This window comes from Bradyrhizobium oligotrophicum S58 (assembly GCF_000344805.1).
GTDB lineage: Bacteria > Pseudomonadota > Alphaproteobacteria > Rhizobiales > Xanthobacteraceae > Bradyrhizobium > Bradyrhizobium oligotrophicum.
This window is the reverse complement of sequence record NC_020453.1, coordinates 3767210-3790535: the sequence shown is the minus strand read 5'-3', so window position 1 is coordinate 3790535 and position 23326 is coordinate 3767210. Positions and strand designations below refer to the sequence as shown.

At 65.4% G+C, this 23326-nt stretch carries 26 protein-coding genes; 9 read left to right on the top strand and 17 right to left on the bottom strand.

The genetic code is table 11. The features are described from left to right. Positions 1 to 60: 60 nt before the first annotated feature. Both S58_RS16315 and S58_RS16310 read right to left on the bottom strand, forming a co-directional pair. Positions 61 to 612 carry a YceD family protein gene (locus S58_RS16315; RefSeq protein WP_015666445.1) on the bottom strand — a complete coding sequence of 184 codons (552 nt, stop codon included), beginning with the start codon at positions 610 to 612 and terminating at the stop codon, positions 61 to 63. A 76-nt stretch (positions 613 to 688) separates the two neighbouring features. Further along, positions 689 to 1225, bottom strand: a complete 537-nt coding sequence (locus S58_RS16310) for a ubiquinol-cytochrome C chaperone family protein (protein ID WP_015666444.1) — start codon at positions 1223 to 1225, stop codon at positions 689 to 691. Positions 1226 to 1352: 127 nt separating this feature from the next. Here S58_RS16310 and S58_RS16305 point away from each other — a divergent pair, with 127 nt between their 5' ends. The 4 genes from S58_RS16305 to S58_RS16290 all read left to right on the top strand — a co-directional run bounded on the left by S58_RS16305 (position 1353) and on the right by S58_RS16290 (position 5065). Further along, on the top strand, positions 1353 to 1814 hold the full coding sequence (locus S58_RS16305) for an outer membrane protein assembly factor BamE (RefSeq protein ID WP_042339636.1): 462 nt from the start codon (positions 1353 to 1355) through the stop codon (positions 1812 to 1814). Positions 1815 to 1971: 157 nt separating this feature from the next. Further along, complete coding sequence (locus S58_RS16300; protein WP_015666442.1) at positions 1972 to 2979, top strand: Bug family tripartite tricarboxylate transporter substrate binding protein; 1008 nt, start codon at positions 1972 to 1974, stop codon at positions 2977 to 2979. Between the two features lie 224 nt (positions 2980 to 3203). Beyond that, complete coding sequence (locus S58_RS16295; protein ID WP_015666441.1) at positions 3204 to 4286, top strand: DUF2336 domain-containing protein; 1083 nt, start codon at positions 3204 to 3206, stop codon at positions 4284 to 4286. Positions 4287 to 4426: 140 nt separating this feature from the next. Then, positions 4427 to 5065, top strand: a complete 639-nt coding sequence (locus S58_RS16290; RefSeq protein ID WP_015666440.1) for a hypothetical protein — start codon at positions 4427 to 4429, stop codon at positions 5063 to 5065. A gap of 116 nt (positions 5066 to 5181) precedes the next feature. On the opposite strand, the gene S58_RS16285 is transcribed toward S58_RS16290, so the two are convergent. From S58_RS16285 to S58_RS16225, 13 genes are all read right to left on the bottom strand, one after another. Beyond that, positions 5182 to 7302: a sodium-translocating pyrophosphatase gene (locus S58_RS16285; RefSeq protein WP_015666439.1), complete on the bottom strand. Its 2121-nt coding sequence runs from the start codon at positions 7300 to 7302 to the stop codon at positions 5182 to 5184. Positions 7303 to 7506: 204 nt separating this feature from the next. Next, positions 7507 to 8499 (bottom strand): thiamine-phosphate kinase, encoded by a 993-nt coding sequence (gene thiL, locus S58_RS16280; protein ID WP_015666438.1) that lies wholly within the window; start codon positions 8497 to 8499, stop codon positions 7507 to 7509. Between the two features lie 187 nt (positions 8500 to 8686). Continuing rightward, complete coding sequence (nusB, locus tag S58_RS16275; protein ID WP_015666437.1) at positions 8687 to 9196, bottom strand: transcription antitermination factor NusB; 510 nt, start codon at positions 9194 to 9196, stop codon at positions 8687 to 8689. Position 9197: 1 nt separating this feature from the next. Beyond that, positions 9198 to 9689: a 6,7-dimethyl-8-ribityllumazine synthase gene (gene ribH, locus S58_RS16270; RefSeq protein ID WP_042339631.1), complete on the bottom strand. Its 492-nt coding sequence runs from the start codon at positions 9687 to 9689 to the stop codon at positions 9198 to 9200. 179 nt (positions 9690 to 9868) lie between these two features. After that, positions 9869 to 10477: a riboflavin synthase gene (locus S58_RS16265; RefSeq protein WP_015666435.1), complete on the bottom strand. Its 609-nt coding sequence runs from the start codon at positions 10475 to 10477 to the stop codon at positions 9869 to 9871. Continuing rightward, positions 10477 to 11628: a bifunctional diaminohydroxyphosphoribosylaminopyrimidine deaminase/5-amino-6-(5-phosphoribosylamino)uracil reductase RibD gene (gene ribD, locus S58_RS16260; RefSeq protein ID WP_015666434.1), complete on the bottom strand. Its 1152-nt coding sequence runs from the start codon at positions 11626 to 11628 to the stop codon at positions 10477 to 10479. The genes S58_RS16265 and ribD overlap by 1 nt, the downstream gene beginning before the upstream one ends. Continuing rightward, positions 11625 to 12110: a transcriptional regulator NrdR gene (nrdR, locus tag S58_RS16255; protein WP_006612773.1), complete on the bottom strand. Its 486-nt coding sequence runs from the start codon at positions 12108 to 12110 to the stop codon at positions 11625 to 11627. Before nrdR ends, ribD begins: the two co-directional genes overlap by 4 nt. A 14-nt stretch (positions 12111 to 12124) precedes the next feature. Continuing rightward, positions 12125 to 13429, bottom strand: coding sequence for a serine hydroxymethyltransferase (gene glyA, locus S58_RS16250; RefSeq protein WP_015666433.1), 1305 nt, complete (start codon positions 13427 to 13429; stop codon positions 12125 to 12127). 194 nt (positions 13430 to 13623) lie between these two features. Then, entirely contained in the window at positions 13624 to 14070 is a 447-nt protein-coding gene (locus S58_RS16245; protein WP_244440777.1) for a hypothetical protein, read from the bottom strand. A 107-nt stretch (positions 14071 to 14177) separates the two neighbouring features. Beyond that, positions 14178 to 14399, bottom strand: coding sequence for a hypothetical protein (locus tag S58_RS16240; protein WP_015666431.1), 222 nt, complete (start codon positions 14397 to 14399; stop codon positions 14178 to 14180). Between the two features lie 26 nt (positions 14400 to 14425). Beyond that, positions 14426 to 14641: a hypothetical protein gene (locus S58_RS16235; protein WP_015666430.1), complete on the bottom strand. Its 216-nt coding sequence runs from the start codon at positions 14639 to 14641 to the stop codon at positions 14426 to 14428. A 194-nt stretch (positions 14642 to 14835) separates the two neighbouring features. Beyond that, complete coding sequence (gene ldtR / locus S58_RS16230) at positions 14836 to 15348, bottom strand: transcriptional regulator LdtR (RefSeq protein WP_015666429.1); 513 nt, start codon at positions 15346 to 15348, stop codon at positions 14836 to 14838. Positions 15349 to 15707: 359 nt separating this feature from the next. Beyond that, positions 15708 to 16175, bottom strand: a complete 468-nt coding sequence (locus S58_RS16225; protein ID WP_042339628.1) for a DUF6163 family protein — start codon at positions 16173 to 16175, stop codon at positions 15708 to 15710. A gap of 219 nt (positions 16176 to 16394) precedes the next feature. Here S58_RS16225 and hemB point away from each other — a divergent pair, with 219 nt between their 5' ends. The 3 genes from hemB (at position 16395) to S58_RS16210 (ending at position 19076) form a co-directional block, all read left to right on the top strand. Then, positions 16395 to 17456, top strand: coding sequence for a porphobilinogen synthase (hemB, locus tag S58_RS16220; RefSeq protein ID WP_015666427.1), 1062 nt, complete (start codon positions 16395 to 16397; stop codon positions 17454 to 17456). A gap of 209 nt (positions 17457 to 17665) precedes the next feature. Further along, positions 17666 to 18211 carry an RDD family protein gene (locus tag S58_RS16215; RefSeq protein ID WP_377812441.1) on the top strand — a complete coding sequence of 182 codons (546 nt, stop codon included), beginning with the start codon at positions 17666 to 17668 and terminating at the stop codon, positions 18209 to 18211. An 88-nt stretch (positions 18212 to 18299) separates the two neighbouring features. Continuing rightward, complete coding sequence (locus S58_RS16210) at positions 18300 to 19076, top strand: arginyltransferase (RefSeq protein WP_015666424.1); 777 nt, start codon at positions 18300 to 18302, stop codon at positions 19074 to 19076. Positions 19077 to 19153: 77 nt separating this feature from the next. Here S58_RS16210 and S58_RS16205 read toward each other — a convergent pair whose 3' ends face one another. Further along, on the bottom strand, positions 19154 to 20536 hold the full coding sequence (locus S58_RS16205) for an Nramp family divalent metal transporter (RefSeq protein ID WP_042339623.1): 1383 nt from the start codon (positions 20534 to 20536) through the stop codon (positions 19154 to 19156). Positions 20537 to 20731: 195 nt separating this feature from the next. On the opposite strand from S58_RS16205, the gene S58_RS16200 reads away from it, so the two are divergent. Both S58_RS16200 and S58_RS16195 read left to right on the top strand, forming a co-directional pair. Next, complete coding sequence (locus tag S58_RS16200; RefSeq protein ID WP_015666422.1) at positions 20732 to 21523, top strand: class I SAM-dependent methyltransferase; 792 nt, start codon at positions 20732 to 20734, stop codon at positions 21521 to 21523. A 105-nt stretch (positions 21524 to 21628) separates the two neighbouring features. Continuing rightward, the gene (locus tag S58_RS16195; RefSeq protein ID WP_015666421.1) at positions 21629 to 22855 is read left to right on the top strand and encodes an MFS transporter; all 1227 of its coding nucleotides are present in this window, start codon (positions 21629 to 21631) and stop codon (positions 22853 to 22855) included. Here the strand turns inward: S58_RS16195 and S58_RS16190 are convergent. After that, positions 22852 to 23286: a universal stress protein gene (locus S58_RS16190; RefSeq protein ID WP_015666420.1), complete on the bottom strand. Its 435-nt coding sequence runs from the start codon at positions 23284 to 23286 to the stop codon at positions 22852 to 22854. The two genes, S58_RS16195 and S58_RS16190, sit on opposite strands and share 4 nt — an antisense overlap. Positions 23287 to 23326 lie beyond the last annotated feature (40 nt).

The window sequence follows — 23326 nt, the reverse complement described above, 5'->3', positions numbered from 1 at the left end:
AGGCGGATTCGGAAGCCTTTGTGACAGGATCGCAACGCTTCCGGCCTGCCTATCCAGGCATCAATCCTCACCCGTTTTCTTCGCTCGGGCGCCGACTGGCGTTGCAGCATCTGCCGATTTCAGCGCCTTCAGCGCCGCAAAGGGATGGTCCTTGGGGTCTTCCGCCTCGGCGGGCGGCGCGAACACGGCGCCCGGCTTGCGCGGATAGGGATCGATCCCCAGGAACAGCGCGTCGGCGGCGAGCCGGCCGAGGTCGATCTGGCCATTGACGATCGGCTCCGGCGGATCGGCGGTCTCGACCTGGCTGTTCGGGTCGTCCTCGACCAGATCGGCAAGCTCCGGAATCTGCTCCGGCGGGGCAAACATCTGGTCGATCGGTTCGTCGATCTCGGTCTCGATCGGATCGAGCGTGACGACACAGGTCTGCCCGATCCGGGCTCGCACCCGGCCCTCGACATGCACCTTGCCGTCGCGCTTCTGAACCAGGTCGAACGAGGCATGGGCCGAGACCACCTCGCGCAGACCGGCGAGGACGGCCATCGCGTCGCGGGCTGCAAGATCGGCTTCGATCTCGCGATGCAGCCCGGCATCGGGGATCTGCGCCACGATCACGGGCGGCGCCCGCCAAGGGTCCTTCGAAGGATCTCGCGCCGTTTCGCGGGATGTGTCTCTGTCTCTGCTCATATCGCTAGTCCTGCTGATCCGGCCGCGGGAAGCTCCAGCTGGCGCCGAGCAGCCTCTTGTCGTCGATGGCGGCGAGGTCTGCGGTCACCCGGGCCGCATAGGCGGCCAGGGCCGCCGCGCTGTCCGGACGCTCACCATTCAAGATATTCTTCTGCAGCGCCTCCGCCAGCCGGGCCTCGCTCTCCGACCAGGCGAGGTCATAGGCCGCCGTGCGGCCATAGAATGCCTCGCCGAACTTCTGCATGCGCTTGGGCACGGTGAGGTCGCCAACGCCCATCTCGCGCAGATTGTCGTCCATGTCGTCGCAGAAGCGATCGAACAGCGCCTGCGACAGCTGCGACCCCACCCCGCGCAACCGCCGCAGCACCAGCCAGAGGTGCAGAATCAGCAGATCGAGCCGTCCATCGACCGTGTCGGGGACATTCAAGTGCCTATAAAACAAAGGTTCTCTGGTTTGTGCCACGATCATGCCATAGATCGGCTCGATGGTCCCGCGCGGGGACGGTCGGGATTTCCTGAGATGGTTGAATGGCCAGAGCATGAAAAATCCGCGGCTGAGTCCCGACCCTGTTCGGGGGCATGTTGCAATCCGCAAGTTTGCCCGGTACGTCAACGCCCAGCCCGACGCAAGGGGACGGGATCCGATCTTTGAGAAGATGACCCAGACAATGCGAACGACTGCCCGCATGCTCTCCCGCGGCCTGAGCACCCGTCTGCGCACCGCCGGCGCGATCGCGCTGACATGCCTGGCGCTCGCGGCCTGCACCGGCGAACAGTTCCAGAAGGGCTACATCCTGCCGCCCGGCGCGCTCGAGCAGATCCCGATCGGGGCCAGCCAGGACCAGGTGCTGATCGTGATGGGCACACCGTCGACGGTCGCGACGCTCGATGGTGAGGTGTTCTACTACATCTCCCAGCGCGCCGAGCGCCCGGTCGCCTTCATGAACCAGAAGATGGTCGATCAGCGCGTCATCGCCGTGTACTTCGACAAGAACCGCCAGGTGCGCCGGCTCGCCAATTACGGCCTGAAGGACGGCAAGATCTTCGACTTCGTCAGCCGCACCACGCCGACCTCCGGCCAGGAGCTCAGCTACCTGACGCCGCTGTTCAAGCTGCTCAGCTTCAACTGATCCAGAGCCGATCACCGCAACCCGGAATATGATGTTCCGGGCCACGGGACAAAGCCGGCCACTGCGCTGATTGGCGCAGCTCGCCTGCGATTCCCGTGCTTGCTCTGGCGGTGCAACCTTCCCTACCCTGCCGCAAAACAAAAGCAGGGAGGAATCATTGGCTGAACGCACCGCGTGGTCGCGCCGCCGGCTGCTGTCGGGAGCCGCAGCTCTATCGACCGCCGTCATTCTGCCGCGCACGAGTCTCGCCGACTGGCGCCCGACCGAAACCGTCAGGCTGATCGTGCCCGCAGCGCCCGGCGGCAGCACCGACGTGATGGGCCGGCTGCTCGCGGCGCATCTGCAGACCGCCTGGGGGCAATCGGCGGTGGTCGAGAATCGCTCCGGCGGCGGCGGCACCATCGGCACAGCCGAAGTCGCGCGCAGCACCAAGGGCGACGGCTACACGGTCCTGATCGGCAATCCCGGTCCCAACGCGATCGCCTATTCGATCTTCCGCAACCTCGCCTACAAGCCGGATCAGCTGCAGGCGGTGTCCAACATGATCCGCATCCCGAACATCGTCTCGGCGCATCCGTCGACCGGCATCAAGTCGATCCCCGAGCTGATCGCCTATCTCAAGGCCAATCCCGACAAGCTGAACTACGGCTCGTCCGGCGTCGGCCAAAGTCCGCATCTGACCGGCGCGTGGTTTCTGCAGCTCACCGGCCTGAAGATGACGCACATCCCGTTCCGCGGCGCCGGGCCTGCGCTGCAGGGCGCGCTCGCCGGCGACATCCAGATCCTGTTCGACAATCTGTTTCCGTCGCTGCCGCAGGTCCAGGACGGCAAGCTGATCGGCCTCTGCGTCACGACGCCGGAGCGCAGCGCCAACGCGCCCGACTTACCGACGATGCGCGAGACCGCGGCGGAGCTTGCCAAGTTCGACGTCTCGTCCTGGTTCGGCGTGTTCCTGCCCAAGGCCTGCCCGCCGGAGATCACGAGCGCGCTCAACCTGCAGATCAAGGCGATGCTGGAGCGCGACGACATGCGGAAGACCATTGCCGGAATGGGCGCACGGGCCGACTACGGCACGCCGCAGCAATTCGGCGACTTCGTGCAGTCCGAGACCACCAAATTCGCGTCGATCATCCAGAAGGAAGGCCTGCAGATGGACGTGCAGTGACCCGCTCGCACCGATCCACCGGGCGCCGTTCCTCGACGCAGTATCGGAATAGGGTTCTGGTGTAACGGCACCTTAAGCGAGGTGGTGCGATAGATGGCGGCCGCGCGTCTTTGATCTGGTCATGAGATACCGTCGGCGGATGTCGGGCCTTGCCCCCTGCAAAGGGTGAGTCCGACGACCTCCGAAGGGCAGACGGCGCGATGTCGATCGCATGAGCCCGTGCCTTGCCCAACAACGTCCTGCTTCAGCTCGAAGACATCCTCGCCAGCCGCTACGTGTCGCGGCGCGATGAAATTCTGGGGCGCGTCACCGACCTGTTCGTCGTCGGCTCGGGCAAGTTCAACGAAGAACACGTCGATCTGTTCGACCACGTGCTGTCGAAGCTGCTCGACAACGTCGCCGTCGCGGCGCGGGCCGAGCTCGGCAGCCGGCTCGCAGTGCTGCCCGATGCGCCGCCGCGCCTGATCCGGCATCTCGCCGCCGACGAGACCATCGCTGTCGCCGGGCCTGTGCTGCGCCAGAGCGACAGGCTCGACGAGCAGACCCTGGTGGCGGCCGCGCAGACCCGCAGCCAGGAGCATCTGCTCGCGATTTCCACCCGAAGGATCCTGAGCGAAGCCATCACCGACGTCCTGGTCGATCGCGGCGATCAGGCCGTGGTTTCGAACGCCGCCAACAATGGCGGCGCGCGCTTCTCGGATCACGGTTTCTCCGGCCTGGTGACGAAGGCGTCCGATGATCCCGGCCTGGCATTGAAGCTCTGGAGCCGGCCCGACAGTCCGCGCGAGGTGCTGGTCAGGCTGTTCGTCCAGGCCTCCGACGCGGTGCGCGACCAACTCGCCAGCGCCGACGCGACGCGCGCCGAGATCGTCGAACTCGCCGTGGCGCAAGCCTCGGACCGTCTGCAGGCCGCGGCCCGGACGCGCTCGGCCGATTTCGCCAACGCCAAGACCTATGTCGAGCAGCTATACGCTTCGGGCCAGCTCCAGGAAGGGCAGCTCCACGGCTTCGCCAAGGAAGGCAACTTCGACAAGGTCACGCTGGCGATGGCGCTGATGTGCAAGCTGCCGCTCGACCTGGTCGAGCGCGCCTTCGTGCGCAAGCAGCCGGATCAGTTGCTGGTGCTCGCCAAGGCGCTCGATCTGTCCTGGGTCACGACGACGACGCTGCTGTTCATGCAGGCCAACGCCAGCGGCAGCACACGTCCGCAGCTCGACCAGCATCTGGCTAGCTTCTCGCAGCTGCAGCCGCGGACAGCGCAGAGCATCCTGCAGAGCTATCGGACGCGGCAGCGCGCGGCGGAGTGAAGGGCTCGCTGAAGCCGTCCGACGACACGCTTCGTCTCGGGGGGTATTCCAGAGAGTAGCCTGAACGAGCGACAACGACAGACAGACCGATCTTGTGACGGGTCTCACTTCGCTCGCCCGTTCCCTGCTATTGTCCGCAGATGCAAAGACCCCTCAGCATCTTCGCCTCCTCAATTTTCGCTGTCGTCTGGCTGCTTTCGTCGGTCGGCAACCTGCTCGGACAGGAGCAGAATACGGACGAGCTGCGAAAACAGGCCTATCGACAATGGTTCGATGTCGCGCAGGGGCGAGCCGAGTTCGACATCGCAGACCCGACGCTGGTGCCGACGCAGTTGGCGGCGGCCGCGACACAATCAGGCTGTCGATGGCGGGACGTCATCGCCCAGGTTCCGGTTCATGTCTTCAAGATCGATCGCCGGAGGTTTGCCAAGGTCACGTGTTTCGGTTTCGGCTACCAGCAGCAGATCTACGACCTATCGCAGCTGACAAACCCGCGCGCGCTGCAATTCCCCGTCGTCTCCTGGCCGGCAGGGTTCGCGACGACCAGCTCTCTCGGCGCCATCACCTGGAATCCCGAGAGCAAGCTGCTGGAGTCCGTCGGGACATCGGATCTATGCGGCCAACCCAACATTCGTCACACCTACCGCTGGATCAACTCGGATTTCTCGATCATCCGCATCGAGCTGTCCCGCGACAATTGCGGTTCGGAAGAGCCATGGCAGACGATATGGGAAGCGCCGCAATGGTCGTCGCTGACTCCGAACTGGAACGATCGCTAGCCGATCGCAGCTTCCGCCGCGCGCGCACAGCGCACAACCAAGACCAGCCAGAAGGGCATGAAATGAAACCCCGCGGCTCGCACCGCGGGGCTTATTGTTTGGACCGTATCTGTTGCTCAGTGCGCCAGGATCGCCAGCAGCAGCAGGGCCACGATGTTGGTGATCTTGATCATCGGGTTCACCGCCGGCCCCGCCGTGTCCTTGTAGGGATCGCCGACGGTGTCGCCGGTGACCGCCGCCTTGTGGGCGTCGGAGCCCTTGCCGCCGTAGTGGCCGTCCTCGATGTACTTCTTGGCGTTGTCCCAGGCGCCGCCGCCGGAGGTCATCGAGATCGCGACGAACAGGCCGGTGACGATGACGCCGAGCAACATGGCGCCGACGGCGGAGAATGCCGCCGACTTGCCGGCCGCACCACCGCCCGCGATCGCGTAGATCAGGAAGTAGACGACGATCGGCGACAGCACCGGCAGCAGCGATGGGATGATCATCTCCTTGATCGCCGCCTTGGTCAGCAGGTCAACGGCCTTGCCGTAGTCAGGCTTGTCGGTGCCCTGCATGATGCCCGGCTTCTCGCGGAATTGCCGGCGCACCTCCTCGACGATCGCGCCGGCGGCGCGGCCGACCGCGGTCATGCCCATCGCGCCGAACAGATAGGGCAGCAGGCCGCCGAACAGCAGGCCGACCACGACGTAGGGGTTGTTCAGTGAGAAGTCCGGCTTGATCCCCGCGAAGTACGGATGATTCGCGGAGTCGGCGATGAAGAACTGCAGGTCCTGGTTATAGGCCGCGAACAGCACCAGGGCGCCGAGACCGGCGGAGCCGATCGCGTAGCCCTTGGTGACGGCCTTGGTGGTGTTGCCGACCGCGTCCAGCGCGTCGGTCGACTTGCGGACCTCCTTCGGCAGGCCGGCCATCTCGGCAATGCCGCCGGCATTGTCGGTGACCGGACCGAAGGCGTCGAGCGCGACGACCATGCCGGCGAGCGCCAGCATCGTCGTGGTCGCGATGGCGATGCCGAACAGGCCGGCCAGGCTGTAGGTGACCAGGATGCCGGCGATGATGACGAGAGCAGGCAGCGCGGTCGATTCCATCGAGATCGCGAGGCCCTGGATCACGTTGGTGCCGTGACCGGTCACCGAGGCCGCCGCAATGGACTTCACCGGACGGAAGTCGGTGCCGGTGTAGTACTCGGTGATCCAGATGATGAGCCCGGTGACGACGAGGCCGACCACGCCGCAGACGAACAGCGCCGATCCGGTGTAGTCGACACCGTCGAGCTTGCCGAAGCCGATCAGCCAAGCGATCGCCAGCGCGAGACCGCCGAGCGACAGCACGCCGGTCGCGATCAGGCCCTTATACAGCGCGCCCATGATGGACTGGCTGGCGCCGAGCTTGACGAAGAAGGTGCCGGCGATCGAGGTGATGATGCAGATGCCGCCGATGGCGAGCGGCAGGGTCATCATGTTGGTCAGCAGCGACGACTTGGCGAAGAAGATCGCCGCCAGCACCATGGTGGCGACCGCGGTTACGGCGTAGGTCTCGAACAGGTCGGCGGCCATGCCGGCGCAGTCACCGACGTTGTCGCCGACGTTGTCGGCGATGGTCGCGGGATTGCGCGGATCGTCCTCGGGAATGCCGGCTTCGACCTTGCCGACGAGGTCACCGCCGACGTCGGCGCCCTTCGTGAAGATGCCGCCGCCGAGACGGGCGAAGATCGAGATCAGCGAGGCGCCGAAGCCGAGCGCGACCAGCGCATCGATCACGGTGCGGCTGTCTGGCGCGAGCTTCATGAAGCCGGTGAGGATGCCGAAGTAGATGGTCACGCCGAGCAGCGCGAGGCCGGCCACCAGCATGCCGGTGATGGCGCCGGCCTTGAAGGCGAGTTCGAGGCCGCCTGCCAGTGAGGTGATGGCAGCCTGTGCGGTGCGGACGTTGGCGCGCACCGACACGTTCATGCCGATGAAGCCGGCCGCACCGGAGAGGATCGCGCCGATCGCAAAGCCGATCGCAACCAGGGTTCCGAGGAAATACGCAAGAAGCGCGAAGATCACGACGCCGACGATTCCGATCGTCGTATATTGGCGGCGGAGATAGGCCTGCGCGCCCTCACGCACGGCCGCCGCGATTTCCTGCATCCGCGCATTGCCGGCGTCCGCGCTGAGCACCGATTGTGTGGCCCAGATCGCATAGACGATCGACAGCGCTCCGCAGAGCACGATCACCCATAAAGCTGACATTTAGTTTCCTCGGCTCTTTGCTTTTTCTAACTACGTCACGCCGCGATGGTGCGACGCACGCCCCCTTTGTCAGGCCGCCCCGGGCGGAGCCGCCTCGAACATTATGAACCTTGCCAAAATCGCCATGATGACGCAACGCCGCGACGCCTGAACCGCTCCAAATTCAGACGCTTCTTTGGTCGCATTGTGCACTGCAAATAAGTGTCAGAAGTGGCTGAAGGACAAACGCCTCAGCGTGATGGGACGCCCCTGCCCGTCCCTGAAGCGCGGCGTGTTCGTGCCGGCAACAATGGCGCCGATATCGGTGACGGCAATGTCCGCCGCGTTGGCTGCAGCACGGAATGCTTCGCATTGCGCTGCGGGAACGGTGCAAAGGATTTCGTAGTCGTCGCCGCCGGAGACCAAGCTTTCCCACGAGGTGGCGCCGCTGGACAGCAGCCTGGTTGCTGCAGGCGAGGTTGGAACATGTGACAGCTCGATGTCGGCACTCACACCGGAAGCGGCACACAGCTTGGCCAGATCGCCGGCGAGACCATCGGACACGTCCATCGACGCGCTGGCGAAATCGCGCACCGCTGCCGCCAGCGCATTGCGCGGCTGCGGCACGCGGTAGCGGCCGATCAGCATTTCCCGCGCGGCGGGATCGTCGGCCAGGGCCGCCGCCTCCGCTCTGCCCGTCAGCATGCGCAGGCCGAGCGTTGCGTCGCCGATCGTTCCCGTGACCATCACCCGGTCGCCAGAGTCCGCCCCGAACCGATGCACCATGCGGCCCTTGGGAACGCGCCCCCAGGCTGCGATCGAGATCATCACCGGACCGGGGGTCGACACCGTGTCGCCGCCGAGCAGCGGGCAGCCGAAGGCAGCGGCGTCCTCACCGAGGCCACGGGCGAACGCGGCAAGCCAGGCCTCGTCCTTTTCCCGCAGCGCGAGCGTAAGCACGAAGCCGGCCGGCACGGCGCCCTTGGCGGCGAGATCCGACAGGTTCACCCGCAGCGCCTTGCGCGCGATCGTGTCGGGCGGATCGTCGGGGAGATAATGGACGCCTTCGACGATGGCGTCGGTCTTGACGACGATGTCGTCGCCGTCAGCCGGAATGATCGCGGCATCATCGACCAGGCCAAACGCGCCGGGGTCGGTTGCGAGCGGCTTGAAATAGCGGGCGATGAGAGAGTCTTCGCCGGAGGGATCGTGAGTCATCGGCTCGTCCCTCACCCTCGGCTGTCATCGCCCGGCTTGACCGGGCGATCCAGTACGCCGCGGCCTCTCCGTATCCCCCGGACGTCTCTGGAATACTGGATCACCCGCTTTCGCGGGTGATGACAGTTGAGCGAGCAAGCTGGCACCGCACCGGTTCGCAACGATCGTGCTCCGGCGTCCCCCATCGCTATTTCGGCCCCATTTCGTCGGCGCGGTACTGCCGCGCCAGTTGCTCCAGCACGGCATTGACCATGCCGGTCTCGTCGCGCTCGACGAAGGCGTGGGCGATGTCGACATATTCGGACACCACGACCCGCGCCGGAATGTCCTTGCGCCGTTCCAGCTCATAGGCGCCGGCGCGCAGCACCGCGCGCAGGATCGCCTCGATCCGCTGCAGCGGCCAGCCGCGCTCCAAGGCGGTATCGAGCACGGGATCGATCTTGGTCTGGTCGCGCACCACGCCGGAGACGATGTCGCGGAAGAAGGCGGCCTCGGCCGGCAGGTACTGCTCGCCCTCGACCTCGGTGCCGAGCCAATGGCTCTCGAACTCGGCCAGGACGTCGTTGATCCCGGCACCGGCGATATCCATCTGGTAGAGCGCCTGCACGGCGGCGAGCCGCGCAGCGCCCCGCCTGTTGGCCTTGCGATCATTCGCTCTGACCGGACCTTTGAACGGCTTGTTGCTGCTGTCGGCCATGTCAGCCTCGCGCCAAACGGCGTTTGATGCGGAGCACGGCGAGTGCCGCCCGCGCGGCATCGCCGCCCTTGTTCATCTCGGAGACGCGGGCCCGCGCCCAGGCCTGGTCCTCGGTGTTGACGGTCAGGATACCGTTGCCGAGCGGCAGGCCGCGCGCCACCGACAGATCCATCAGCGCCCGCGAGGATTCCTGCGAGACGATCTCGAAATGGATGGTGTCGCCGCGGATCACGCAGCCGAGCGCGATCGCCAGATCATACGGCTTGCCATTCTTGGCGGCAGCATCGAGCGCGATCGCGATCGTGGCGGGAATCTCCAAGGAGCCAGTGACAGTCAGCACGTCGTACGCAACGCCGGCCGCCTTCAGCTCGGCCGTGGCGCCCTCCAGCATCGCGTCCTGAAGGTCGTCATAGAAGCGGGCTTCGACGATCAGCGCCCTGGCGCCGGAGATGTCGGTCTGGTCTTTGAGCGGCGCGCGCCGTGCGTCTGCCATGGTCATGTTTCCATTGTCACAGGTGTCTTACCCTGAGAAGCGGCCGCTCGGCCGCACCTCGAAGGGTGAGAAGAAATCGTCTCATGGTTCGAGACGGCGCTTCCGCGCGTCCTCACCATGAGGGCTGGCCTTGTAGGCGCGACGGCCTGCAAAGCCAAGACTGAAAGCTCCGATGGAGCTTACTTCATTTCCGTGAGGCGCGCCGCGTAGCGTGCCATCAGGTCGACCTCGATATTGACCTCGCTGCCCGCCTGCCAGGACGATAGCGTGGTCACCGACAGCGTATGCGGAATGATGAGGACCGAGAAGGTCAGCTCGTCCACGGTGTTGATCGTCAGCGACACGCCGTCGAGGGTGATCGAGCCCTTGGTGGCGATGAAGCGCGCCAGCTCGCGCGTGGTCTTGAAAACGAACCGCGCCATGTCCGGCAGGTTCTCGCGGCTGACGATCGACGCAATGCCATCGACATGGCCGGAGACGATGTGGCCGCCGAGCTCGTCGCCGATCTTCAGCGCCCGCTCCAGGTTCAGCTTGGTGCCGACACGCCAGTGCTTGGCGGTGGTCAGCGCCAGCGTCTCTGCGGCGGCGTCGACCTCGAACCAGGTCTTTCCGTCAGCGATGCCCGACTGCACAACCGTGAGGCAGACGCCGTTGTTGGCGATCGATGCGCCATCCGCGATTCCGGCCTGGCCGTAGCTGCAGGCGATGCGCAGCCGGTGCAGCTTGCCTTCGGTGCGCGCCGTCAGGCTGACGATCTCGCCGATGTCTGTGACGATGCCGGTGAACATTAGGCGCGCTCGTAAATCGTGATTGTATCCTGATCGAGCGCTTCGCTAGCACGAACGCGATAGGCCGGCGACTGCGTGATTGCGGTCAGCGGCAATGCGTCCAGCGCAGCGATTCCGTCGGACCCGATCTCGCCGGGACCGCGCAGGAGCCAGATTTCATCGACCAGGCCGCTTTGCAGGAAAGACGATGCGACGCGGCTGCCGCCTTCGATCATCAAGCGGGTGATGCCGCGCTCCGCCAGTGACCTGAGCACCGCGGGTGGCTCCAGCGCCGAAGGATCAGCCTGCGGCGGCACGCGGATCACCTGCGCCCCGGCGGCTCCCAGCCGGGTCGCCGTCGCCGGCTCGGCAATCTCGGAGGCGACGAGCCAGAGCGGCGTGGTGCGCGCGGACTGCATCAAACGGCTCGCCGAGGGAAGCCGCAGCATCGGATCCAGCACGACGCGAACCGGCGAGCGGGCCGCCATGCCGGGCAACCGGCAAGTCAGCAGCGGATCATCGGCAATCGCCGTGCGCACCCCGATCAGGATTGCATCGCTCTGGGCGCGCAGCAGATGCACGCGTGTCCGCGCCGCTTCGCCGGTAATGGCCACCGGCTTGTTGCCGCTGGCTGCGATCTTGTCGTCGGCCGAGACCGCGAGCTTGAGGATCACATGCGGCCGCCCCTCGCGGATGCGGCGAAAATGGCCGGCGTGATCGCGCTTGGCGTCCGCCGAGCAGAGGCCGACCTCGACCGGAAGGCCTGCGGCGCGGAGCTTGGCATGCCCCTGCCCCGCAACCTCGGGATTGGGATCCTCGATGGCCGAGACGACCCGGCTGATGCCGGCCGCGAGGACCGCATCGACGCAGGGCGGCGATTTGCCGAAATGCGAGCACGGCTCGAGTGTCACATACAGCGTGGCGCCCTTCGCGGCGTTGCCGGCGCGCTGGAGCGCTTCGGGCTCGGCGTGTGGGCGTCCACCCGGCTGCGTCCAGCCGCGGCCGACGATGATGCCGTCCTTGACGACCACGGCGCCGACGGCGGGATTGGGCCAGGTCCGCCCCAGGCCGCGGCGCCCGAGCGTCAGCGCCAGCTGCATGAAGCGGCGGTCGGCGTCCTTCTGCGCCTTCAGCTTTTCGCCGACCTGATCGACCAGGACCCGGAAGATCATTTGCGGACCGGCGCCAGCCGCGGCGCCTCGTCCTCGGCCGAGAGCTCGCCGAGCACGGCCTCGAAGTCCTTGGCCTCGCGGAAATTGCGATAGACCGAGGCGAAGCGGACATAGGCGACGTCGTCGAGGTCGCGCAGATGCTCCATCACGATCTCGCCGATCGCCTCCGAGGACACCTCCGACTCGCCGCCGCTCTCGAGCTCGCGCACGATCGCCGACACCATCTTCTCGACCCGCTCCGGATCGACCGAGCGCTTGCGCAGCGAGATCTGCACCGAGCGCATCAGCTTGTCGCGGTCGAATGGCACGCGACGGCCGTTGCGCTTGATGACGGTCAGTTCGCGCAGCTGCACCCGCTCGAAGGTCGTGAAGCGGAAATTGCAGGTGACGCAGACCCGCCGCCGGCGGATCACCGAGGAATCCTCGGTGGGGCGGGAGTCCTTCACCTGCGTATCGAGGCTGTTGCAGCTCGGGCAGCGCATTGTGGCTTCAAGCCTTACTGATAGATCGGGAACCGGTCGGTCAGCGCCTTCACCTTCTCCTTGACCGCAGCTTCCACCAGCGGCGCGCTGCCGTCCGGCGCTTGGGCGATGGCGTTCAGGACCTCGGCAATGAGGCCGCCGACCTGCTGGAATTCTGCGACGCCGAAGCCGCGGGTCGTTGCCGCCGGCGTGCCGAGCCGCAGGCCAGAGGTGACGAACGGCTTCTCGGGGTCGAACGGAATGCCGTTCTTGTTGCAGGTGATGCCAGCGCGAACCAGTGCCTTCTCCGAAGCGTTGCCCTTCAAGCCCTTCGGCCTGAGGTCGACCAGCATCAGGTGGTTGTCGGTGCCGCCGGAGACGATGTCGAAGCCTTGGGCGCGCAGCGATTCCGCCAGCGCCTTCGCATTCTCGACGATGTTCTTCGCGTAAGTCTTGAACTCCGGCCGCAGCGCCTCGGCGAAGGCTACCGCCTTGGCCGCGATCACGTGCATCAGCGGACCGCCCTGCAGGCCCGGGAAGATCGCCGAATTCAGCTTCTTGGTCAGCGCCTCGTCGTTCCACAGGATCAGGCCGCCGCGCGGGCCGCGCAGCGACTTGTGGGTCGTCGTCGTCGTGACGTGCGCGTACGGCACCGGCGAGGCATGCACGCCACCGGCGACGAGACCGGCGAAATGCGCCATGTCGACCAGGAAGTAGGCGCCGACGCTGTCGGCGATCTCACGGAAGCGCTTGAAGTCCCAGGCGCGCGAATAGGCGCTGCCACCGGCGATGATCAGCTTCGGCTTGACCTGCTCCGCCTGCCTGGCGACCGCATCCATGTCGATCAGCTGGTCCTCGCGCCGCACCGTATAGTGCGAAGCCTTGAACCACTTGCCGGACATGTTGACGGGCGAGCCGTGGGTCAGGTGACCACCCGCGGCGAGATCGAGGCCCATGAAGGTGTCGCCCGGCTGCAGCAGCGCCAGGAACACCGCCTGGTTCATCTGGCTGCCCGAGTTCGGCTGCACGTTGGCGAAGTTGGCGCCGAACAGCTTCTTGGCGCGGTCGATCGCAAGGTTCTCGGCGACGTCGACCCATTCGCAGCCGCCGTAATAGCGTGCGCCCGGATAGCCCTCGGCATATTTGTTGGTCATCACCGAGCCCTGGGCCTCCAGGACCGCCCGGCTGACGATGTTCTCCGAGGCGATCAGCTCGATTTCGTGCCGTTGCCGACCGAGCTCCCCCTTGATGGCGGCAGCGATTTCGGGATCGGCTTCGGCCAGGGTGGCGGAGAAAAAGGAATCGACGGACGAGGCGGGCTTGGCGCTGGAAGCGGTCATCGGCGGAATATCTCCACGTCCGCAAGGCCTTAGGCGGCCGGCGGTCGGTTCAGTGAAGGCGGTCGGAAAAGACCCCTGCCCTTACCATACGGGCGGCGGCAGGCCAAGGGATCGTCCAAGCCGTTGCGGGTCTGGGACGTTGTTTATGCCAGATATGGTGGACGGGCGGCGGGCGGAAGGCTGGATTCAGGCGTTCACGCCCCGCCGCAGGCGTGCGGGTCGTCCGGCATGGTCCACGCCTCATTGGTCCTTAGATTGGTCGTCTCGTAGACTCGGCCGCGGTCGTCGCCGGGAGGACAATCCTTCGGGATCGACACGAGGCACATCCGAACGCGGTCGCCGACCCGCGAATGAGCAAGCGCGGCGCTCCAATCGTAGGACACCTGGGTGTTCTTGTTGGTGTACTGCACGAAGCTGCCGCCATCCTTGGCCGGCTTGGGCTGCTTGGACGGCAGCTTGTCGTTCATACGGGTTGAAATGGACGCGATCGTCCTTTCCGCGCATTCCCCGATCTTGGTCGGATTCTCCACCATTACCGGAGCAGCGACAGGTGTTGCCGCGTCGGTCGCCGGAGTTTCGTTCTGTGAGCAGGTGGCGATCATCAGTAGCGGCACGAACACCGCGCGTGACATCCAAAACATCGACCGCCCCCCAAAAACGAACAACCTGCATGAAACCGAGCGGTCTCATACAGGTTGTCGGTAATATGAGGCAAGCGCCAAGCGCGAGTCATCTCGCGCCGAAAACATCAGAGGCCGGTGTAGCCCGCCTTCACCGGATCGACGCGCCCGTCGAGCTGACGCAGATAGGTCAGGCCGCACACGGTCAGACGATGCGGATCCCGCTCACCCGCTTCGGACAGGGTCTGGATATAGGCGCTGACCTTGCGGCGCGCCTCCCCGCTCGCCGCAGCGGTGCGGTTCGCCAGCAGGTCGTAGGTGTGCATGATGCGATCGATGATGGCTTCCATATCATCCCCTCTTGAACGTCAGGCCGTCAGACAGATTTGAACATCGAGATCGCCTTGTTGGCGAGCCTGAGCTTGTTGAATTCTCCGCGGTGAATCAGCTGCACGATGATGTCGACGAGTCTTTCGTTCGGCGCGTATTCCTCCGGCATCGCGCCGGAGAGACGCAGATAGTTGGACGCGATGGCATAGGCATCCCCAACCATCGCCACGTTCATGACTTGCATTCCGGCATCGTGCAGCATGGTCCGACCTCCGGTCCGCGGAAATAAGACCGGGAACCCTCGATTGGTTCCAATTCGGACCGGGTGCTTTTGTCGAGACGAACAAGAAAAAGCGCCGGCCCGAACGGGCCGACGCAAGGTCGAACTCATCGATCAACGGCTGTCCGGTCTTAGGTCTCCGTTATCGGAGGCCGGCTCAACCGAAGCAACGCGTATCAGAGGCGATACAGGATCTGGTCGGTCCAGAAGCGCTCGAGACGATGCAGCGACTTGTTCAGGGTCGAGAACTCCTCGCCCGAGATGCCGCCGACCTGCTCGACGGTCTTGACGTGCTTCTGATACAGCGAGTCGACGATGCGGCGGATCTCCTGGCCCTGCGGGGTCAGGCGGATGCGAACCGAGCGGCGATCGACGCGCGAGCGCTGGTGATCGAGGAAGCCGAGCTCGACCAGCTTCTTCAGATTGTAGGAGACGTTGGAGCCGAGATAGTAGCCGCGCGTGCGCAACTCGCCCGCGGTCAGCTCCTTGTCGCCGATGTTATAGAGCAGCAGCGCCTGAACCGAATTGATGTCGGAACGACCACGGCGGTCGAACTCGTCCTTGATGACGTCGAGCAGGCGGCGATGCAGCCGCTCCACCAGCGTCAGAGCTTCCAGATAGAGCGACTGGACGGTGCCGCCCTGGCCCGGCGCAGCAGTCTCCACGGCCGTCGCAACGGCTTTCATCATGACACTTCCCCTGTCGTCGTTTTTGTCGACTTATTCGACGAAACTTTTGTCCCGTCTGATAAAACGAGCTTAAGGGGCGCGCTTTGAAGATCGCCTTAAATAAGAGCATAAAGAGAGAATGAATCGCGGAGAGTGAATCCTCTTTTAATTCAGTAATTACAGAGGCTTTTGCAAGAGTCCGTTGACGGTCGCGGCATGATGTTCACGCTCTGTCTCGCCCGTTGTCGCATTCCAAAACAGCTGGGGTTCCCGCCGCTAAGGTCTGTGTAACAGCTGTGGCAAGCGCTCTTAAGGTGTTCGAAACATTACCCGCATTCCGCTGAAAACATTTACACCGGGCAACGAATGCGATCCACCATCTACGGTGGCCGCTCACGTGCCGACATCCAGGCCAGCACCAGATAGGCCGCGAGCATGATTGCCTCGCCGGCGACCACCAGCAGGTTGCCGCCATAGATGCCCGGGAACATCAGCTCGATGACCGCCATCGACACCACCGTGGTCAGCCAGACCACCGCGCCCCATGGCGTCGCCAGCCAGAGGCCCACCGCGGCGACGAGCTCGATCACGGCGAAATAGACCGTGGCCGCCTGCCAGGCCATCGCCTGGTTCTCGAACGCATCGTCCTCGCCGCCAATGAAGCCGGTCACCTGGGCCCAATGGTAGAGCCCCTTGGCGATCGAGAGCATGGCCATGACCCGCAGGAACAGCACGAGCCGGCGCGTCCAGACGTTCTCGTCGCTCTCCTGCCGATCCGAGGACATGGCCGCAATGGACATGGCGGCGTTGTCGCGCGCCATGTCTCGTGCCGAGGGGATCTCAGGCATCGCGGCTCGGGCCGGTTGGACGGGTCATCATCACAGGCTTCATGGCAGACTTCTCAAGGACCAGGAGAATGGCGATTCTTGGCCGGGCGGCGCGGCGAAATCAACTGGGCAGCTTGCGTCAGGTCAAGTGACGCCGCGGGGCCAAAGTGCTACAGATTGTTGGAATTACAACAAATCAAATCCTCCGGCTCGCCGGCCGGTGCAAGGAGCCAGCTCCCCATGGCCATCAAATTCGGGCGCCCGATCGAAATGCGCGACATCGCGCGCACCACGACCACGGGGACGCCGCCGGCTCTCGACCTCACCATCCGCCCCCGCCGCAACCGCAAGGCCGAATGGGCGCGCCGTCTGGTGCGCGAGAACGTGCTGACGACGGACGATCTGATCTGGCCTCTTTTCGTCGTGCAAGGCAATCGGACCCGCACCACCGTGGCGTCGATGCCGGGCGTGGAACGGCTGAGCGTGGACGAGATCGTGCGCGACGCCGAGCGCGCCGCCAAGCTCGACATCCCATGCATCGCGCTGTTCCCCTATACCGAGCCGTCGCTGCGCGACGAGCACGGCTCCGAGGCCTGCAATCCGGAGAACCTGGTCTGCCAGGCGGTGCGCGCGATCAAGAAGGAATTCCCCGACATCGGCGTGCTCTGCGACGTCGCACTCGACCCGTTCACCAGCCACGGTCATGACGGCCTGATCCAGAACGGCCGCATCCTCAACGACGAGACGGTCGCCGTGCTGGTGCGCCAGGCCCTGGTCCAGGCGGAGGCCGGCTGCGACATCATCGCGCCCTCCGACATGATGGACGGGCGCGTCGGCGCCATTCGCCAGGCGCTCGACCAGTCGGGGTTCCTCGACGTGCAGATCATGGCCTACGCGGCCAAATATGCCTCCGCGTTCTACGGCCCGTTCCGCGACGCGATCGGCTCGGCCAAGACGCTGACCGGCGACAAGCGCACCTATCAGATGGACAGCGCCAACACCGACGAGGCGCTGCGCGAGGTCGAGCTCGACATCGCCGAGGGCGCCGACATGGTGATGGTGAAGCCGGGCATGCCCTATCTCGACGTCGTCAGGCGCGTGAAGGACACGTTCAGCATGCCGACCTTCGCCTATCAGGTGTCGGGCGAATACGCGATGATCGCGGCCGCCGCCAACAATGGCTGGATCGATGGCGAGCGGGCCATGATGGAGAGCCTGCTCGCCTTCAAGCGTGCCGGCGCCGACGGCGTCCTCACCTACTTCGCGCCGCAAGCGGCCGAGCGGCTGCGCCAGCAGCGCTAAGCGCACCTGACGCCACGCCATCGGCCGGCGATACAAATCCCGGCGATGCCAGGCAGCGTCTCGAGCGCCGCCGCACAAGTTCTAAACATCATGTTCTAAACATCACGCGCGAAATCGTCCGAAATTTGCCACGGGCCGTCCAGGGATCGCCCCTTGCAAGCGCCCGCCTGGTTCCCATGTCCTGGATGCCAATTTCGGAGGGTATGTCCATGGCGTCTATGGGCTCAGGGGACGGAGGCTGGAGCAGCAGCGGGGCTGGCATGCGGCCGCACGCCTACGATCCCTATCAGCAACCGGAGCTGTTTCGCGGCGTGCTGACGCGGCGCGTGATTGCATTCCTGATCGATCTGCTGGTGCTGTCGGTCCCGGTGATCCTGGCGGTGATCTTCATCGCCGTGTTCGGCGTGGTCACGCTCGGTCTCGGCTGGGCGCTGTTCTGGCTGGTATCACCGGCCTCGGTGATCTGGGCGATCGTCTACTACGGCGCCACCATCGGCGGGCCAAACTCGGCCACCATCGGCATGCGCCTGATGGATCTGGAGGTCCGCACCTGGTACGGCGCGCCCGGGTACTTTGTGCTCGGTGCCGTGCATGCGGTGTGCTTCTGGATCTCGGTGTCGGCGCTGTCGCCCCTGGTTCTTCTGGTCGGGCTGTTCAACGGACGCCGCCGGCTGCTGCACGATTTCGTGCTCGGCACCGTCGTGATCAACACGTCGGCACGCGCGCAGCTGGTCGAACCGGCTCGCACGTGGTGAGACATCAGGTGGCGCATCAAAAGCGATTGACCGGCCGCCTTCGGAGCGCAATTCTGTTCATGATCGCCTCGGAGGCTCACGACGTTCCTTGACCCAGCATTCGCGTGACACCCCGCAATTCTACCTGACCGCGCCCTCGCCTTGCCCGTATCTGCCCGGGCGGCAGGAACGCAAGGTGTTCACGCATCTGGTCGGGGACAAGGCGACCGATCTCAACGACCTCCTCACCCATGGCGGCTTCCGCCGCAGCCAGTCGATCGCCTATCGTCCTGCCTGCGACCAGTGCCGCGCCTGCGTGTCGGTCCGTGTGATCGCCAACGAATTCCGGCCGTCGCGCAACTTCCGCAAGGTGATGGCGCGCAATTCGGATCTGGTCGGCGAGCAGCGCAGCGCCGTGCCGACCTCCGAGCAGTACTCGATCTTCCGCGGCTATCTCGATCAGCGCCATCGCCTTGGCGGCATGGCCGACATGACGGTGCTCGACTACGCCATGATGGTCGAGGACAGCCATGTCGAGACGCGAATCATCGAGTATCGCCGCCGCAACCTGAGCAACGGTCCGAACGCCCGGGGCGGTGAGCTGGTCGCGGTCGCCCTGACCGACGTGCTCAGCGACGGGCTGTCGATGGTGTATTCGTTCTTCGATCCCGCCGAGACCACGCGCTCGCTCGGCACCTTCATGATCCTCGACCATATCGCGCGGGCGCGGCGCCAGGGACTGCCTTACGTCTATCTCGGCTATTGGATCGAAGGCTCGAAGAAGATGGACTACAAGAGCCGCTATTTGCCGCAGCAGCGGCTGGCGGCGGCCGGCTGGCTGCGGGTGGATGCCGAGGGCGACACCGCGCCGGAACCGCAGGAGTAGAAGGCGCGAATAGCGAATGAGGCGTAGCGAGGAGAGCTGCAAGATTTCCCTATTCGCTACTCCCTATTCGCCTCACATCATCCCATCGCCAGGTCCCACACCAGCTTCGCATTAAGGGCGATGATCGCGACCGCGATCAGGCCGGCAATCGCGGTCAGCCAGCGCGGCGCCACGAACTGCCCCATCTTGGCGCGGCTGGCCGTGATCAGGACCAGCGGCACGATCGCGAATGGCAGCTGCAGGCTGAGCACGACCTGGCTGAGGATCAGAAGCTGCCCTGTCGCCTTCTCGCCGGCCCAGATCGTCACGACGACGGCCGGCACGATCGCGATCATGCGGGTGATCAGGCGGCGCAGCCAGGGCGCGATCCGCCACTGCAGAAATCCTTCCATCACGATCTGCCCGGACAAGGTCGCGGTGATCGTGGAGTTCAGGCCGCAGCACAGCAGCGCAATCGCAAACAGCGTCGGCGCCAGCGTCGATCCCAGCAGCGGCGCCAGGAACGAATGCGCCTGGTCGAGCTCGGCAACGTCGAGTTGCCCGGTCTTGTGGAACGTCGCCGCCGCCAGGATCAGGATCGAGGCGTTGATGGTGAGCGCCAGGCACAGCGCGATCGTGGAATCGATCGTGGACAGCGAAATGGCCTCGCGCTTGTCCTCCGGACTGTCGCCATAGCCGCGGGTCTGCACCAGCCCGGAATGGAGATAGAGATTGTGCGGCATCACGGTGGCGCCGAGAATGCCGAGCGCCAGATACAGCATCTCGGGATTGGCGATCAGCTGGCCGCTCGGCACGAAGCCCTTGACCACCTCGGCCCAGTCCGGCTGCGCCATGGCGATCTGGATCGCAAAGCACAGCGCGATGATGCCGAGCAGCGCGACCACGAAGGCCTCGATCCAGCGGAAGCCGAACGCCTGCAGCGCCAGGATCAGAAAGACATCGAGCGCGGTGACGCAGACGCCGATCGACAGCGGAAGCCCGAACAGCAGGCTGAGACCGATCGCGGTGCCGATGACCTCCGCGAGATCGGTGGCCGTGATCGCGATTTCCGCCGACAGCCACAGCGGCACGGAAACCCAGCGTGGGGTGGAGTCGCGGCAGGCCTGGGCCAGATCGCGGCCGGTCGCGACACCGAGCCGGGTGCACAGCGACTGCAGCACGATGGCCATCAGATTGGACAGCAACGCAACCGACAGCAGCACGTAGCCGAACTTGGAGCCGCCGGCGAGCGAGGTCGCCCAGTTGCCGGGGTCCATGTAGCCGACGGCGACCAGATAGCCGGGCCCGAGGAAGGCGAGCAGCTTTCGCCAAAGCGATCCCTTGGCGCTGGTCCGCACCGAGGCGAACATGTTGCCCAAAGACGGGTCGCCGCGTTCACCGCGCCAGCCACCCCGCGCCGGGCGGTCCGCCGGCGGAACCATGGCATGCAGTTGCGAAAGGTCTGACGATTTTGCGTCCATGGTGCTACACTGAACGAAACCGACCTTTAATGCAACTTATTTGCAAGTGCAGGCAATTTTGAGGCGGTCGGCCAGCCCGCGCTGGAATTATTCCTATACCGCTCCATCATCGGGACAGTCCATGCCTGCCGATTCGTGCCCCGATGCGGCGCGCCAGCAGTCACGGGCGTCATTGCCCTCCTGATGGGATCCAGCATGCTCTCTACCCCCCTCGGTCTCCGGCCGATCACGACTGCGCCTGTGCCCTGCAAGATCTGTGACGGTCCTGCCAACCTCTATGGCGTGGTCGACATGAACCGTCCCTGTCAGACGGCGCATGCGCATCGTGCGCCGCTGACCGGCGTGCCGATCTACTACCGCCGCTGCGCCGACTGCGGCTTCCTGTTCACGGACGCATTCGAAGACTGGAGCATCGAGCAGTTCAGGACCCACATCTACAACGACGGCTACGAGGCCGTGGATCCAGACTATCGAATCAAGCGTCCTACTGACAATGCGGCGGCCGTGGCCCGCTTCTGGGCGCCGCATAAAGCCGGCATGCGCGTGCTCGACTTTGGCGGCGGCAACGACGTGTTCTGCACCAGCCTGCGCGCTCACGGCTTTGCCGAGGCCGTCACCTACGATCCGATGGTGCCAGAGCACGCGGTCCATCCCGACGGCAAGTTCGACCTCGTGACCTGCTTCGAGACGCTCGAACATGTGCCCGATCCGCTGGCGACGATCGGAGCGATGGCCGCCTGCGTGGCCGAGCCGGGCGGCGTGTTCTACTCGACATTGACGCAGCCGGACGACTTCGACAGCCAGGGGATGTCCTGGTGGTATGTCGCACCGCGCAACGGCCACATCTCGATCTACACCCAGCATGCGCTGGCGCTTGCCTGGCACAAGTTCGGCTTCAAGACGGCGCCGCTGAATTCCGGCACGCATCTGGCGTTCCGCACCCTGCCTCCGGAGTGGGGCTTGGCCGAGGCTCCCACCGCAGCATAGGCCGTCCGCAGCGCGAGGGCCGACGCGGGAGATCAGGAAGCGGGTGGGCGCGAGCAGGCCTTTGCGACGATGATGATGGCCGCATCATCACATCAGGTACCCGACATGCCTCCTTCGCCTGCTTTGCCCGCAAGCTTCCAGCGCCTCGCCTGGTCGAACCTCACCGCACAATCGGCCGAGCAGATCGCGCTTGCCGCCGCGCCGATCGTCGCGGTGCTCGCGCTCGGCGTCGGCGAGGGCGAGACCGGATTGCTGCAGACCGCATTGACGGCGCCATTCGTGCTGTTCGCCATTCCGGCCGGGCTGCTCGCCGACCGCATGAAGCGACGGCGGCTGATGGCCTTGGCAGAGACGCTACGCGCGCTGGCGCTGCTCGCGATCCTCATCGCCTTGGCCGGCGGCGTGCTCACGCTGCCGCTGCTGGCGGCGCTCGGATTTGCAGCCGTCTGCGGCACGGTGGTGTTCAGCGTCGCCGCACCCGCGCTGGTGCCGAGCCTGGTCGCCCCGGCCCAACTGGCGCCCGCAAATGCGCGGATCGAGCTGGCCCGCACCATTGCCTTCGCCGGTGGGCCTGCGGTGGGCGGCATGCTGGTCGGCTGGATCGGCGGCGCGCCGGCCTTCGGCTGCGCCGCGGCGCTGTCGCTGATCGCCGCGATCTGTCTCTCCGGCATCGCCGAGCCTGACCGCGCGCCTCTCCCGCGCCGCCATCCGCTCGCCGATATCCGTGAAGGCGCGACGTTCGTGCTTCGACATCCGCTGCTGCGGCCGGTGTTCATGACGCAGTTCATCTTCAACACCGCGCACTTCCTGCTGCTCGCAGTCTTCGTGCCCTATGCGGTGCACCGGCTTGGCCTGTCGGCCGGCGGCATTGGCACGGTGTTGTCGATGTTCGGCGTCGGCATGGTCTGCGGCGCATTGCTTGCCACCCGCATCCTGCGGCGGCTGCCGTTCGGCACCGTGATCGGGCTCGGGCCCGTCACCGGCTTTGCCGCAGCTTTGGTCATGGCGCTGACGACGCTGATCCCCTCCCCGGCCCTCGCGGCCGTCAGCTTCTTCCTGCTCGGCGCCGGACCGATCCTCTGGGTGATCTCGACCACCACGCTCCGGCAGTCGGTGACGCCGGCCGGGCTGCTCGGGCGGGTCTCGGCCATCAACATCCTGAGCTACGGCGCCCGCCCGCTGGGCTCGCTGCTCGGCGCCATCCTCGGCGGTCGCTACGGCGCCGACGCGTGCCTCTATGCTGCGGCCGTCATTTTCGGCCTGCAGGCGCTGGTGATCCTCAGCTCGCCGGCCGTCGCGATCGCACGCCAGCCGGAGCCACAGCCCGCCTAGCGATAGACGAGAATGGGCACGGTGGAATGCGTCAGCACCTTCAGGGTCTCACTGCCCAGGATCGCCGAAACGCCGCGCAGGCCGTGCGAGGCCATCAGCACCAGATCGCAATTCTTGTCTCGCGCAGTTTCGACGATCGCCTCATAGGGCTTGTCGTGCTCGACGCAGACCGTGACGCAGGCGACGCCGGCGCGCTCCGCGTCGTCCTTCACGTGATCGAGATATTTCGCGGTCTGATCCGCCACGAGCATCTTGTATTGTTCCAGCGCCTTGGTCGCCGCGTGAGGATCGACGACCAGGGAGTGGAGCGGTGTGGACACCACCAGCGCGGTGACCTTGGCGCCGGTCGCCTTGGCCAGCGCGATACCATGCCTGATCGCAGCCTTCGACAGATCGGAACCGTCGGTTGGTAGCAAGATATGCGTGTACATGAGCTTTCATCTCCCCGGCAGAGGATGCTGGGCAGACTCG

Bases quoted from the DNA above. Each gene is read 5' to 3' on its own strand.
- S58_RS16310 (WP_015666444.1), bottom strand. From the start codon at position 1,225: ATGCTCTGGCCATTCAACCATCTCAGGAAATCCCGACCGTCCCCGCGC.
- S58_RS16305 (WP_042339636.1), top strand. From the start codon at position 1,353: ATGCGAACGACTGCCCGCATGCTCTCCCGCGGCCTGAGCACCCGTCTG.
- S58_RS16290 (WP_015666440.1), top strand. From the start codon at position 4,427: ATGCAAAGACCCCTCAGCATCTTCGCCTCCTCAATTTTCGCTGTCGTC.
- S58_RS16285 (WP_015666439.1), bottom strand. From the start codon at position 7,302: ATGTCAGCTTTATGGGTGATCGTGCTCTGCGGAGCGCTGTCGATCGTC.
- thiL (WP_015666438.1), bottom strand. From the start codon at position 8,499: ATGACTCACGATCCCTCCGGCGAAGACTCTCTCATCGCCCGCTATTTC.
- nusB (WP_015666437.1), bottom strand. From the start codon at position 9,196: ATGGCCGACAGCAGCAACAAGCCGTTCAAAGGTCCGGTCAGAGCGAAT.
- ribH (WP_042339631.1), bottom strand. From the start codon at position 9,689: ATGGCAGACGCACGGCGCGCGCCGCTCAAAGACCAGACCGACATCTCC.
- S58_RS16265 (WP_015666435.1), bottom strand. From the start codon at position 10,477: ATGTTCACCGGCATCGTCACAGACATCGGCGAGATCGTCAGCCTGACG.
- ribD (WP_015666434.1), bottom strand. From the start codon at position 11,628: ATGATCTTCCGGGTCCTGGTCGATCAGGTCGGCGAAAAGCTGAAGGCG.
- nrdR (WP_006612773.1), bottom strand. From the start codon at position 12,110: ATGCGCTGCCCGAGCTGCAACAGCCTCGATACGCAGGTGAAGGACTCC.
- glyA (WP_015666433.1), bottom strand. From the start codon at position 13,429: ATGACCGCTTCCAGCGCCAAGCCCGCCTCGTCCGTCGATTCCTTTTTC.
- S58_RS16245 (WP_244440777.1), bottom strand. From the start codon at position 14,070: ATGTTTTGGATGTCACGCGCGGTGTTCGTGCCGCTACTGATGATCGCC.
- S58_RS16240 (WP_015666431.1), bottom strand. From the start codon at position 14,399: ATGGAAGCCATCATCGATCGCATCATGCACACCTACGACCTGCTGGCG.
- S58_RS16235 (WP_015666430.1), bottom strand. From the start codon at position 14,641: ATGCTGCACGATGCCGGAATGCAAGTCATGAACGTGGCGATGGTTGGG.
- ldtR (WP_015666429.1), bottom strand. From the start codon at position 15,348: ATGATGAAAGCCGTTGCGACGGCCGTGGAGACTGCTGCGCCGGGCCAG.
- S58_RS16225 (WP_042339628.1), bottom strand. From the start codon at position 16,175: ATGCCTGAGATCCCCTCGGCACGAGACATGGCGCGCGACAACGCCGCC.
- hemB (WP_015666427.1), top strand. From the start codon at position 16,395: ATGGCCATCAAATTCGGGCGCCCGATCGAAATGCGCGACATCGCGCGC.
- S58_RS16215 (WP_377812441.1), top strand. From the start codon at position 17,666: ATGGCGTCTATGGGCTCAGGGGACGGAGGCTGGAGCAGCAGCGGGGCT.
- S58_RS16205 (WP_042339623.1), bottom strand. From the start codon at position 20,536: ATGGACGCAAAATCGTCAGACCTTTCGCAACTGCATGCCATGGTTCCG.
- S58_RS16200 (WP_015666422.1), top strand. From the start codon at position 20,732: ATGCTCTCTACCCCCCTCGGTCTCCGGCCGATCACGACTGCGCCTGTG.
- S58_RS16195 (WP_015666421.1), top strand. From the start codon at position 21,629: ATGCCTCCTTCGCCTGCTTTGCCCGCAAGCTTCCAGCGCCTCGCCTGG.
- S58_RS16190 (WP_015666420.1), bottom strand. From the start codon at position 23,286: ATGTACACGCATATCTTGCTACCAACCGACGGTTCCGATCTGTCGAAG.